We start from the raw sequence: 10703 nt of genomic DNA, 5'->3' as shown, positions 1-10703 counted from the left end.
TCGGTGCAGCCGATTTCGGACGCGACGCACCTCCAATGTACGGTGGGCATGGTTTTCTGTGGTCGGGTCCGGCTGGACTCATGGACGCTTTGAGGACGGTTGCTTTAGCCGCCTAGCCAAGGGATTTCCGGCGATCACATCTGATTGGCTTCAGCTGAGCGTGCCTGTAATTCTTAACGGGTACGACCAGCAGGTGATCCATCAGATGAACGGCAGCTTTGGGCTCGAAGCGGACCTTTGCCGCGCTCACCACGAACGTCTGGTTTGGGCCGGGAGCGTCGCAGGGATCTCGCTTGGGCGACCGCGCCGACCGCCGCAGTGCCGCAAGTCTGCGCCGAGCCCATACCTGCCAAATCACGGCACCGCAGCGAGCGTCAGCTCGGTTTGAAACCCACCGAAAGCGATGCGGGCACCGGAATAACGAATTCGTCGCCTTTCTTGAGTTCGCGAACTTCGCTGCGTATGACATCCCGGATACGCGCGCGGACTTCTTCAGGTTGCGCCCTCAGCATCGCTGTCGCACGCACCGCCCCTTCGTTGAAAGCATCGAACACCTGATCCGGTGACGAATGTCGCCAGAATTGGGGCGTTACTGTCGTTGAAATCTCTTTGAAACCCGCCGGAATGAGAATTGCCTTTACTTCGTCCGGGTCGGCGAAACGAAAGTAAGGCGGCGCCGCAGGGAGTTTTGCGTTCGGGATACCAAGTCTTTCGATCGCAGAGAGCACAATTCCAAATCCTTCACCCGGCACCGGGTCAGCCCATACGGAGAATGCGAACGCTCCGCCCGGCTTCAACACACGCCATGCTTCTCGGGCGGCCTTCTCGGGCTCCGCAAGGTGGTTCATTCCGAAACCAATAACCACTGCATCGAAGGTTAGATCATTGAAGGGCAGGTCCTGCGCATTACCTTCCGTAAACTCAATATCTGGGTAGACCTGGCGCGCCAATTCGACTTGAGCGCGTGAGAAATCCAGTCCGACAGGAATGGCCCCCATGCTTTTCGCCGCTGCAGCAACATAGCCAGCGCCTGTTGCCACATCTAGAACACGAGCGCCCTTTCTCACTTTTGCACCACGCAGCATAGGGACCGCTGATTGCGCTGAAAGTGGCCCCCAGTGATCGTGGTATGCTTCTGCTGCCTTCTCCCAGCCGTTCTTTTCGAAGTCATTGAAAGGTTCGATGTCGTCGGTTGAAAATGGCATTGGCGGCCGTCCAGAGATTCTTTTCTAGCAGACTAGATGGGGACCTTTGTTCTCGTCAAACGAACGGCAGCTCCGTCCCGCAGTGCGGACCTTAGCCTGTCGCGCAGCAAATGGCGGCTTCCCCCCCTCTATGGGCCTTCGATTACACACCACGAATGGCCGCTTTCAGAATTTCTAATTTTGATCGGGGATGACCGATTTGGCGGCGCATTTCCAACGGGCCGCTTCGGGGCCGTCAGCGGAACGGCGGCTAAAAGGATCATTTATCGGATAGCCGCCGTTCGGCAAGCAGCTCCATCTCGGACGTCAACACGGTCTGCACTCTCACCCCACCGTAGTATCGCCGACCACGTTGGTCACTTAGCGTTTGCTACTCCGAAGCGTGAGCAGCCGAACGCTTTCGCCGGAGGGCTAAGTAGTCACATCTCGTAGGGAGCTGGAGATTCGCAAAAGCCGGTTGGTTTGAAGCGATGATCGGCTTTTTGGGGCCGGTCAGCTTAACGGCGGGGCTCCTTCGGTTGCGGCCACCATTTGGTGCGGCCTGAAGGTCGGTTTGGGCGCAAAAAGGGCCGTGTAGACGCCGCTGGCGAAGGACCGCATCGAGCCCAAATAGACCATTCGAGATCAAACATGGAATTCTCAAAAAAGGGGTCGTCCCAGGCGACGCGCCCGTTGCCCTTAAATAGGTAAAGGGCATAAACTAAGCTGTGGATTCACAATGGCGCAGGCGTAGCCTGATGCAAGTGCGCTTAGCCATGGTGAGGAGGGTCGATCCCGTCCAGCAGTTCGGCGGCTGTCAGGATGTTGTGCGCTTGCCCCGGCGAAATGGTGAGCCTGGCCGGCAGTCCGCCGCCGTCGGTCAAAGCATGGATTTTCGCAGTAAGACCACCCCGGCTTCGTCCAAGACATCGATCCGGGTGGCTTTTTTAAGGTCGCGGCGGAATGGTGGGCGCGCACGCTCGTGCCGTCGATCATCCGCGCATCGCCGCCGTAAGCCTCTGTAATCGCGTCCATGATCCGGTCCCACACGTCCGCCTTGGTCCAACGCCGGAAGCGGTTGTAGCAGGTCGTGTGCGGGCCATAGCGCTCCGGCAGGTCGCGCCAGGGCGAGCCCGAGCGCAGGCCCCAGAAGATGCCCTTCAACACGCAGCGTTCATCGACGCGTGGCACGCCTTGCGGCTTGTTGGGTAGAAGCGGCGCGATCACGCGCCATTCGAACTCCGTCAGATCGTAGCGGCTCATCGGACACCTCCATGCAAGAGGTTGAATCATTCCAATGCCGGATTGGGAATCCTGTTTATGAGTTCACGGCCTAGTAATGGTTTGGCCTCATTCGCCTCCACCCGCGCGAAAACGGACACCAAGATTGCCATCAAGAAACCTGCGGCCCGGTCAGCGTCATAAGAATGTCGGCATACCACGTGCAGTTCAGTCCGAGGGCTTCGTCTATGTGATGATCGCGGGTGCCCACATCCAATCTGGCCGAGTGAATGCCGAGCAAGCGATAGGGTAACTGCCCGGGAATTTCCTCCTCTTTGGAAAGGCGCATGACCACTGGCGCGCCGCTGGTGCCCCTATGCGTCCGCCCGTCCGCCAGGAAATAACCATGCCCCTGGAAGCGAAGACCGAACGAAGACGCAATCACTGCATGCCGGACCACCGGCAAGTGGTGGAGAGTATCATGAAAGCCAAGCGGAAATCCGACAACCAGCAAGCTGGATCCAACCTCCGGCTGCAAGCCCGGTCCCAGGATATTGTCCGTTGTGAAGGCGACGATCAGTGAACTTTCTGGCAGCGCATCCATGTCCATCTCGATAACCGCAACATCGATGGAACCCGACCTGTCGGTTCCCTGGCGCCAAATGCTCGTACCGTTCCGGTAAAGTAGAATTGAGAAGCCGATTGACTGCGCGAGGTTCTCCGGATCGGTATGGAGCTCAACCTCGATGCGATCGGGATGATGATTGGTTGCACTATCCTTCAATACATGAAGGCTCGTCGTCAGATATAAATGATCTTCACGTATAAAAAAGAAGCCGGTTGCATTTGTCAGCTGCTGATTGCCGATGAATGTTTTGATTCTTGTTGTCGTCAATAATATTTTTTCCAAACTCGCTTCCTTATTTGTTTTTGTTGAGTTTTTCCAAGTTTCCGCGATTGAGTTCCGATTTAGTTGTGTTTTATTAAGATAAATATGCATATTAAATCAATATATATTTGCCATTAAAAGCATTTATCACTTTCCTTTTTTTAGAATTCTTTATAGTGATTTTTTTGTTTTCGTGAATAAACCTTGTTTTTCAAAGCTGCAAATCCTATAATTCACTATCGTCTTTTTGGCCGTTCGGCAAAATTTGCGCATTGCGCACCACGCATCTGTCGATTTCCAGATTTTCGAGTCTACTGTTCTTGGCGCATGGCTGCCCAGGAGATAGCGAGGTATTCAATGTGCAAAGGTACTGTAAAGCATTATGACGGACGGAAAGGCGTGGGCATCGTCATTCCGGACAATGGCGGCAAAGATCTCATCATCGACATCAAGGCGCTTGATCGCGCTGGTCTCGGCAGCCCGGCTATCGGGCAGACCTTGGAATTCGACGTTGAAACCGATCGCCACGGGCGCGAATTCGCCGTGAGTCTCCGGCTGACCTGATCAAAAGTCAGTATCGTCGATTTAGGAAAGATCCAAAAGGAAAACCATGCAGGTCATTGTTCGAGACAACAATATCGACCAGGCACTTCGAGTGCTGAAAAAGAAAATGCAGCGTGAAGGCGTGTTTCGCGAGATGAAGGCGCGGCGCGCATATGAAAAACCGTCGGAAAAGCGTGCCAGGGAGAAGGGCGAAGCGATCCGCCGCAGCCGCAAGGCCGCTCGCAAACTGGCCCAGCGCGAGGGATTGCTGCCCGGCCCGAAGCGCAAACCCAGAATTGGCGCCCACTGACAGGACAGCCCGGTCGACGTGCCAACTTCGCCCGAAGCGGCGATCGCACGTGGCCCCAAGTCTCCGGACAACAATAAATTGCGGCCCGGTCTTGTTTCGACCACCTTTAACGCCTATGTTTCAGCCATCGGTCTTGCTTGTCGAACTTTGTTCATGGCGTCAAACGCCCTCGGCGATATTCCTCTCTCAAAATCGATCTTAACGGTTGCCCTACTCTGTAGTCGGCAAGCCATTTTCTATGACCGATGAGAAGGAAATCGTCATGACCACTGGAACAGTCAAGTTTTTCAATACGACCAAGGGCTTCGGCTTCATTTCGCCCGACGATGGCGGCAAGGACGTGTTTGTCCATATTTCGGCTATCGAACGGTCGGGAATGACCACGATTTCCGAAGGTCAGAAGGTCAGCTTCGAAGTCAAGAACGACCCGAAGTCGGGCAAAAGCGCAGCTGAAAATCTTCAAGCTGCATAAAAATTGTCTCTGGTCGGCGACCACGGATGTACTGGCGCCGTCTGTCGAGATGAGCAAAGCCGGGCTGTTGCCCGGCTTTTTTATATTACCCGAATGAGAGGCATCAAATGACCAGTCGGACAGACCAGGACAACAACTCTCGAATTTCCAAGACGAAGGCTGAAACCAAAGCCGAAATCACCGATCATGCTGCTTGGGCCATTATTGAGGACGAGGCGCGGAGTCGGGAAAGCAAGACGGAGAAACTCCGCAGCGCGCGCCTGGCATTTGAGGCGAAAACCTCCACAAGCCGGAACGTGGCCGATCAGCGAGCAAATCCGCAGGACGACGCTCGGTCTGTGAAAGTTGGCTATGGCGACGGGGCCTTTACAACATGAAGTATCTTGCTCGGCTAAGCGCCAACTCGACGCTGTTTTTTCTAGCTCTTTTCGTCCTAACCATTGTGGGCAGCTTCGTGTTCGTCGTCATGACCAGCATCAAGTTCTAAGTTTTTTTTAACAAGAGAAAGCAGCCACAGGCTTGCTGCTGCGAAGTAAAGGAAGCCAAGCCTGCTCTCAAATCGACGTCCAATGGCGGTAAAACGCAGGTTGACATCCGGGGGGCGTATCTCTATCTAAGGTTTACCGATATTTGCTTGCTGAGCTTTGGTTATCGCGCGTCTCGCACTGCGCCCTGTACGAACCTCCCTTTCAAAAATCGTTATCACTATCTGCCTCGCTCCAGCGAGGCGGTCATTCAATTGCTATGAAAGGGTTCATCATGACCACTGGCACAGTTAAATGGTTCAATTTCACCAAGGGCTACGGTTTCATTCAGCCTGACAACGGCGGTCCGGACGCATTCGTCCACATTTCCGCTGTAGAGCGCGCCGGAATGCGAGAGATCGTTGAAGGCCAGAAGATTGGCTACGACGTGGAGCGCGACGCGAAGTCGGGCAAGATGTCGGCGTGCAACCTGCAGGCTGCGTAACAGGTTCCTGCTCTCCCTTGACCATGGATGTACCGGCACTGTCGAGAACTTGAGACCATGGAAGGTCAGGCATTTTGCCTGGCCTTTTTGCTGTTCGCCTCCAAAGGGAACGGGAAGGACTACGATGACTGAACACAGCAAAGCCCGCCAACAGGCCGAGAATGCCTTCACAAAGGTTCAATCGCAGTTCCTGGCGCGACATCGCGCCGTCCAGGAACTCGACACGATGGTTGAGGCCCGCGCGGAAAAGACATCTCGGCTAAAGAAGGCCCGCTTGGCCAAGGAGGCGGATGAACGCGCGGCAAAAACAGCCGTCCTCATAGCCAAGCGCGGTACCAAGACCTAACCTCAAGGTGCCGTTACAGCTAATATTCAACTTGCTTCCAGTTGATTGGAGAGTCCGGGATGAACTGATGGGGTGGATGCCCCTTCAGTTCAGGGCAGCGCTTGTTCCCAACGTGCTATGGTGGCGGACCCGTCTCACTTCACCCAGGTCTGTTGATCAACTCATACGACATCGCACGCGACTATCGCGGGCCGGCAAACCGACAGAAAATGGCTTCATCAAATCGTTCACCAGCAGATAAAAAGCGGAATATCCAAACGGCCGCTGATTGCTGCATATCTTGGGCGCCTAATTCATCGAGCTTTTTATAAATGATATCACTATTTTATATCCAAATGCCTGATTGGGGTGTAGGTAAGGATGAATATTATTTTTAAAGAAAAATTAGTCGAAGTTCTACCGCGTGAAAACACGCCGACTAACGCTGTGGAAAGGTCGGCAAATGTCTATCAACGATCCTTCTCTCATCAGTAGTGTTTTGAACATAGAAATTAAGGCGCCACGCCTGAACAACCAATCCATGAGAGAAGTTGGTTTGGAAGGTGTTGATCTGTTGAATCTAATGGCACGTTTCGAGGAATTTGGCGTCTGGCGCTTTGACCTCGATGAAGGACTAGCCTACTTTTCACAAGACGCTTGTATCCTGCAAGGGATGCTGCCAGCGTCTGGCGCAATGAATCTGGTTCACCTTTCTCATAACTATCACGCGGACGACCGACCCCTTTTGTTGCACTGCATTGAAGACGCGATATCCAGAAAGTCTTGTTTTCAGTTTGTGCTGAGAACACTGAATGCTGATGGTCAAAATAAAACAAGGGTTGTGGAAGTCGCCGGGCAGTTTCGAAACAATGGCAAAGGAAAGCCGGAACTTTTCGGTACCATCAGGCAAGTTCGAACTCGTGTCAGATCTGTCATTCTGCAAGACTGAGGGTCCGATTGAAAGAACGGCTATGCCCACAACGATAGCAGCGGGTTGGTGGGAAGGCCGTTCATCCCTCTAGGTCGCGACCCATTAGGTAACACGGCGGCTTGTCGCGACACGATACGGGGCGACGATCGAGTTTAAGGATAATCGTTTCATTACGAATCTTGGATATCCGCTATCATCCTGTCAGCGCGTTCGAATGGAAAAGGCAAATCTGTCCCAAGACGTCCGCAGGGAGAGTTTGCGTTCCAAGCATATTTCTCCGCAATTCTGGCCAGTGTTGAAGACCGAAAATCGATCCCATCCCATCCGTTTCGTTTCGCCTGCACGCCCACATAGGCAACAAGGCCGAGTACCAGACTCTCAAGCTCATGAATTCTCTGCTCAAGTTCGCTTATCTTGCTATTTTCCATAATTATTACCTATGTTGAAATAAAAACGGCGCACAGATGCCTGTTGCATAAGAATCGTACCAAGCGAGACCTATAGTTCGTACGTCCACACTCGGAAGGACTTGAGGACGTGCTGTCCGAAAGAGTTGATGAGTGGGACGTCGGTTGCGTCCCGGCCACGGGCAATTACAATCCTCCCGATACGCGGAGTGTTGTTGCGTGGATCGAAAGTGCACCAACCGTTATCGAGAAAGACCTCGATCCAGGCGCTGAAATCCATGGGATCGACGACTGGAACGCCAATGTCACCCAGATGGCCATTGACATATCGAGCCGGAATGTTGAGGCATCGGCACAGGGTCACCGCGAGGTGAGCAAAGTCACGGCAGACCCCCACCCGTTCGAAATAAGCCTCGTAGGCGGTCCGGGTAGCGCGGGCTTGCATATAATCGAAGTGGATGTGCTGGTGGACGAAGTCACAAATCGCCTGCACCCGCGACCATCCAGGCTCAATGGATCCGAAGAGGTCCCAGGCGATTTGGCTGAGAAGGTCGGTTTCGCAGTACCGACTGCCTGCGAGGAAAATAAGAGTGTCGTCAGGCAGCGCTGAGACGGGGACCTCCCTGGCTTCAGGCGCGGTCCTGTCTGGTTGGCCGTTATCCTCGACCGTGGCATCGCCCCACATCATGAAGTCGCCTGCAGGCGCGACAAGTCGTTGGCAACGGTTCCCAAACAAATCGTGGTAGATCGACACCGGAACTGCAGGATTGGTGAACGCTGTTTGCGGTACTCTGATGTCGTTGGCGCGATCGTCGTGGACTGACAACAAGCAGACCAAGGCAGTTGCCTGCATGAAAGTGAGTTCTATTTCGTAGCCAAAACGGATCAACATTCAGACAATGCGTTATCTAAAATCTTTGGGCGTCAAGGTGTAGGTTGTTTGGCGCCTGTTGGAATAGGCTTCCCGTGCGACATCATGGATCGAACTGCATGCAGCATCGAATGCCTGAATGCTGGCAGCTTCGGAGACGCCGATTGCACCAAGCCCGACCAATGCTGCGGCCTCGACGAAGAAAGGTACCTCTAACATGCCGTCATGACCGACGAAGCGAACAGCATTGCGTGCTTCGTCAAAGCTGCGGCTGCGGTTTGGAAACTCAAGAGGCACGTCCGTCAGCCTTTCCTTGGCGCCGAGGCAGTTCCAAACTGAACCGCATGGCCGCGCCGTTTCCCTTGTACCGCAGTTCTACCGAGGTTAAGAGCTATCATGCCAGACGTCGCAGTCGAACGGTTCAGTCCCGTCATGATCTGGCCGTCTGCGATTGCCGGGATGCCGGAGAAGACATGGTAGATTGTCCAAGACCGATCCGCTTCTATGCGGCGGCCATATAGTTCCGCGTGAGAACTGCGGCCCAGCGCCCCTCCTTCATTTTCCCAGACGGCGATCGAAGGGATATCAAGGAACTTCTTGAATCTTTTGAAAAAATTCATGGTTCTGACTATCCTTTGTTCATGATTTCGACGTTTAGATCACCTGAATAGAGAACCTCGCCGGATGCGTCGGCGATCGTCACCGCGTCCGGTCGCTGAGGCATTTCCAGTGTTCGTAGGAGATGCCGGGCAGCCTCGATTGCGCCATCGACACCTTCGACGATCACGGTCTCGCGACCGACAATGGCATGTGCGTCATCGGCAGCGCGGGTTCGATAGAAATCGATGAGGACCTTCATCGAGAACCTCTCGGGTTTTCTTCGCGGTCAGGGCGGGTCAGGGCTTCTTCCTGGCGTTCGTTACTGCGGCAATTGCTGCAAGCTTATTCCGGCTATTGAACCCGGTTTCGGGGGCCTGAGCCGTCTTCTGCTGTTTCGGTTTCCTGATTTCACGATTGCTTCGCTTCTGTCCCTTAGCCATGTCCGAACGTCCTTTCGAGCAGTGCAGCGCTTGACCGCGATGTGGTTGCAGCTTCGATCTCGTCCTGCGTTGTTACCCGCTCATAGAGTTCTTCGTCGTTCCGGACACGGTATTGCAGAGAGTTGCCCACGGGAGGCAGCGTTCCGGTGACCTGGAAAACGCCGCGTACTGACCGAGAGCCAGAGAAACGGCTTTTGAGCTGAACGGATTGTCCGATGGAGAAAATATGGGTTGGCGCCTCATGGCGCGATCGGCGGGCATGCTGCAGCCCGAGTTTCATTTTGGTCATGACCGGGTCAGATCCTTATAGGTCGCCGTATCGAGGTCGGCAGATGAATAGAGATGTGGAAGTATCGCTTTAAAAGGCTGGAAAGGCTTTCCATACAGTATTACTTGTAACCAGATTGATGTAATCCTGCGGTTTGCTGTGCATCGAACCGTACCCAGGCAACAGAAAGCGTGATGAGAACCGGACGAGGGGCCGGGTGGTGCGTGCCGTGGTGGTCAGACATCTTCAGGCGGAGGCGCGCTTATGCGCTCCGGCTTTAGAGATTTGAGCTTTGCTATGAATCAATGCTGAACCCTAGTGAGTACGGCACCGGATCAATTAACAAGAAACAATGATCTTCGCGCGGCTACTGGCATCAGATCATCACAAAAGACAATTATCTATTTAGGTCAACAAACAGAGAATTCCTATTCGGCGGATCTCTGTATGAATCTTATCTATATGAGAATAGCGGTTTAAACAAGGCAGGTTGCAATAGTGCAAAAATTGGGCTTGTATGCTCCATAGGCTCGCATGAATGCTGGCATCTTTGCGGCCCAAATTGCGGTCGAGCAGGCTGGCGATGTTCCAAACAATGACCGTGAAAAAAGTGTCCGGAATATCCGTTCCATTCCAAGCCGAACCTGGTCTTCTCTGTCCGAACGTATGTTGTGCGCCGGTTCCAAGTGGCCAATCGAGCCGCAGGAAATGGCCGCTTTCGGGAAGCTAAGTTCTGCCACTGAGTGGCTGATATGAGGGCGCAAAGCAGTCATTTGTTTGCGCGCTGTCTCGTAGGAAATTGTGGACCGGGAAGCGAGAAGGCAGCAACTAGAGACCTCTGCGACCCCACCCGGCACGCGTAGCAGGATGCTTAGAGCCCTACATCGAGGCTCACCCGTCTCCGCCAAGGTTGCAGCGCTGGTCTTGCTCAACAACAAAAACAAAAAGGCAAAGACATAGTGACGGCGAACACGACTTAGCCGTGTTGGCTGCGGCGCGAACAAACCCGTGGGCTGAAAGGCGTCCGGAAGGACCCGAAACCTCCGGCGATATTCGGCGTACGGTCTCTGGCTCGCTTCGTTCGCTGTGGAGCCAGTCCTGCTCTTTGTGGCCTGACCGGGTGGGTGGTGATCATGCCGCCGTCATCATTTTTCGCCCGTTGAGCGAAGATGCTGCGTGTCCCTCCCGCCACTCGCCAGTTCGCTTGCGATCCGGTTCGAGACATCGTTTGCCATGGCCCGTACCGGATCGTCATCCCGGTTGACGTACCGGT

The 10703-nt window shown here is 54.0% G+C and carries 14 protein-coding genes and 1 pseudogene; 7 read left to right on the top strand and 8 right to left on the bottom strand.

The window, feature by feature from the left end; genetic code table 11:
- Positions 1 to 374: 374 nt before the first annotated feature.
- From CSC94_RS23475 to CSC94_RS23465, 3 genes and pseudogenes are all read right to left on the bottom strand, one after another.
- The gene (locus CSC94_RS23475; RefSeq protein ID WP_099308803.1) at positions 375 to 1205 is read right to left on the bottom strand and encodes a class I SAM-dependent methyltransferase; all 831 of its coding nucleotides are present in this window, start codon (positions 1203 to 1205) and stop codon (positions 375 to 377) included.
- 770 nt (positions 1206 to 1975) lie between these two features.
- A pseudogene (locus CSC94_RS23470) lies at positions 1976 to 2447 on the bottom strand (IS5 family transposase); the annotation flags it as partial.
- Between the two features lie 130 nt (positions 2448 to 2577).
- Positions 2578 to 3405 carry a S1 family peptidase gene (locus CSC94_RS23465; protein WP_099308802.1) on the bottom strand — a complete coding sequence of 276 codons (828 nt, stop codon included), beginning with the start codon at positions 3403 to 3405 and terminating at the stop codon, positions 2578 to 2580.
- Between the two features lie 216 nt (positions 3406 to 3621).
- Here CSC94_RS23465 and CSC94_RS23460 point away from each other — a divergent pair, with 216 nt between their 5' ends.
- From CSC94_RS23460 to CSC94_RS24385, 7 genes are all read left to right on the top strand, one after another.
- Positions 3622 to 3858, top strand: coding sequence for a cold-shock protein (locus CSC94_RS23460; RefSeq protein ID WP_342585976.1), 237 nt, complete (start codon positions 3622 to 3624; stop codon positions 3856 to 3858).
- A 46-nt stretch (positions 3859 to 3904) separates the two neighbouring features.
- Entirely contained in the window at positions 3905 to 4147 is a 243-nt protein-coding gene (rpsU, locus tag CSC94_RS23455; protein WP_099308800.1) for a 30S ribosomal protein S21, read from the top strand.
- Positions 4148 to 4409: 262 nt separating this feature from the next.
- Positions 4410 to 4619, top strand: a complete 210-nt coding sequence (locus CSC94_RS23450) for a cold-shock protein (RefSeq protein WP_099308804.1) — start codon at positions 4410 to 4412, stop codon at positions 4617 to 4619.
- A 107-nt stretch (positions 4620 to 4726) separates the two neighbouring features.
- Positions 4727 to 4996 carry a hypothetical protein gene (locus CSC94_RS23445; RefSeq protein WP_099308799.1) on the top strand — a complete coding sequence of 90 codons (270 nt, stop codon included), beginning with the start codon at positions 4727 to 4729 and terminating at the stop codon, positions 4994 to 4996.
- Between the two features lie 382 nt (positions 4997 to 5378).
- A complete protein-coding gene (locus CSC94_RS23440; RefSeq protein WP_099308798.1) occupies positions 5379 to 5588 on the top strand; it encodes a cold-shock protein in 210 nt (69 codons plus the stop codon).
- A 124-nt stretch (positions 5589 to 5712) separates the two neighbouring features.
- A complete protein-coding gene (locus CSC94_RS23435; RefSeq protein ID WP_099308797.1) occupies positions 5713 to 5934 on the top strand; it encodes a hypothetical protein in 222 nt (73 codons plus the stop codon).
- A 442-nt stretch (positions 5935 to 6376) separates the two neighbouring features.
- A complete protein-coding gene (locus CSC94_RS24385; RefSeq protein ID WP_133123069.1) occupies positions 6377 to 6862 on the top strand; it encodes a PAS domain-containing protein in 486 nt (161 codons plus the stop codon).
- A gap of 480 nt (positions 6863 to 7342) precedes the next feature.
- Here CSC94_RS24385 and CSC94_RS23430 read toward each other — a convergent pair whose 3' ends face one another.
- From CSC94_RS23430 to CSC94_RS23410, 5 genes are all read right to left on the bottom strand, one after another.
- Complete coding sequence (locus tag CSC94_RS23430; protein WP_099308796.1) at positions 7343 to 8143, bottom strand: transglutaminase-like domain-containing protein; 801 nt, start codon at positions 8141 to 8143, stop codon at positions 7343 to 7345.
- Between the two features lie 12 nt (positions 8144 to 8155).
- Positions 8156 to 8419 (bottom strand): DUF1488 family protein, encoded by a 264-nt coding sequence (locus CSC94_RS23425; RefSeq protein WP_099308795.1) that lies wholly within the window; start codon positions 8417 to 8419, stop codon positions 8156 to 8158.
- A gap of 5 nt (positions 8420 to 8424) precedes the next feature.
- Positions 8425 to 8742: a hypothetical protein gene (locus CSC94_RS23420; RefSeq protein WP_205853408.1), complete on the bottom strand. Its 318-nt coding sequence runs from the start codon at positions 8740 to 8742 to the stop codon at positions 8425 to 8427.
- 8 nt (positions 8743 to 8750) lie between these two features.
- Positions 8751 to 8981, bottom strand: a complete 231-nt coding sequence (locus tag CSC94_RS23415) for a hypothetical protein (protein WP_099308794.1) — start codon at positions 8979 to 8981, stop codon at positions 8751 to 8753.
- Between the two features lie 173 nt (positions 8982 to 9154).
- Positions 9155 to 9451: a hypothetical protein gene (locus CSC94_RS23410; RefSeq protein ID WP_099308793.1), complete on the bottom strand. Its 297-nt coding sequence runs from the start codon at positions 9449 to 9451 to the stop codon at positions 9155 to 9157.
- Positions 9452 to 10703 lie beyond the last annotated feature (1252 nt).

It is taken from the genome of Zhengella mangrovi, assembly GCF_002727065.1.
GTDB classification, from domain to species: domain Bacteria; phylum Pseudomonadota; class Alphaproteobacteria; order Rhizobiales; family Rhizobiaceae; genus Zhengella; species Zhengella mangrovi.
Note: the sequence above shows the minus strand (reverse complement) of the source record. Positions and strands in the feature narration are given on the sequence as shown.

Bases quoted from the DNA above. Each gene is read 5' to 3' on its own strand.
- CSC94_RS23475 (WP_099308803.1), bottom strand. From the start codon at position 1,205: ATGCCATTTTCAACCGACGACATCGAACCTTTCAATGACTTCGAAAAG.
- CSC94_RS23465 (WP_099308802.1), bottom strand. From the start codon at position 3,405: ATGCATATTTATCTTAATAAAACACAACTAAATCGGAACTCAATCGCG.
- CSC94_RS23460 (WP_342585976.1), top strand. From the start codon at position 3,622: ATGGCTGCCCAGGAGATAGCGAGGTATTCAATGTGCAAAGGTACTGTA.
- rpsU (WP_099308800.1), top strand. From the start codon at position 3,905: ATGCAGGTCATTGTTCGAGACAACAATATCGACCAGGCACTTCGAGTG.
- CSC94_RS23450 (WP_099308804.1), top strand. From the start codon at position 4,410: ATGACCACTGGAACAGTCAAGTTTTTCAATACGACCAAGGGCTTCGGC.
- CSC94_RS23445 (WP_099308799.1), top strand. From the start codon at position 4,727: ATGACCAGTCGGACAGACCAGGACAACAACTCTCGAATTTCCAAGACG.
- CSC94_RS23440 (WP_099308798.1), top strand. From the start codon at position 5,379: ATGACCACTGGCACAGTTAAATGGTTCAATTTCACCAAGGGCTACGGT.
- CSC94_RS23435 (WP_099308797.1), top strand. From the start codon at position 5,713: ATGACTGAACACAGCAAAGCCCGCCAACAGGCCGAGAATGCCTTCACA.
- CSC94_RS24385 (WP_133123069.1), top strand. From the start codon at position 6,377: ATGTCTATCAACGATCCTTCTCTCATCAGTAGTGTTTTGAACATAGAA.
- CSC94_RS23430 (WP_099308796.1), bottom strand. From the start codon at position 8,143: ATGTTGATCCGTTTTGGCTACGAAATAGAACTCACTTTCATGCAGGCA.
- CSC94_RS23420 (WP_205853408.1), bottom strand. From the start codon at position 8,742: ATGAATTTTTTCAAAAGATTCAAGAAGTTCCTTGATATCCCTTCGATC.
- CSC94_RS23415 (WP_099308794.1), bottom strand. From the start codon at position 8,981: ATGAAGGTCCTCATCGATTTCTATCGAACCCGCGCTGCCGATGACGCA.
- CSC94_RS23410 (WP_099308793.1), bottom strand. From the start codon at position 9,451: ATGACCAAAATGAAACTCGGGCTGCAGCATGCCCGCCGATCGCGCCAT.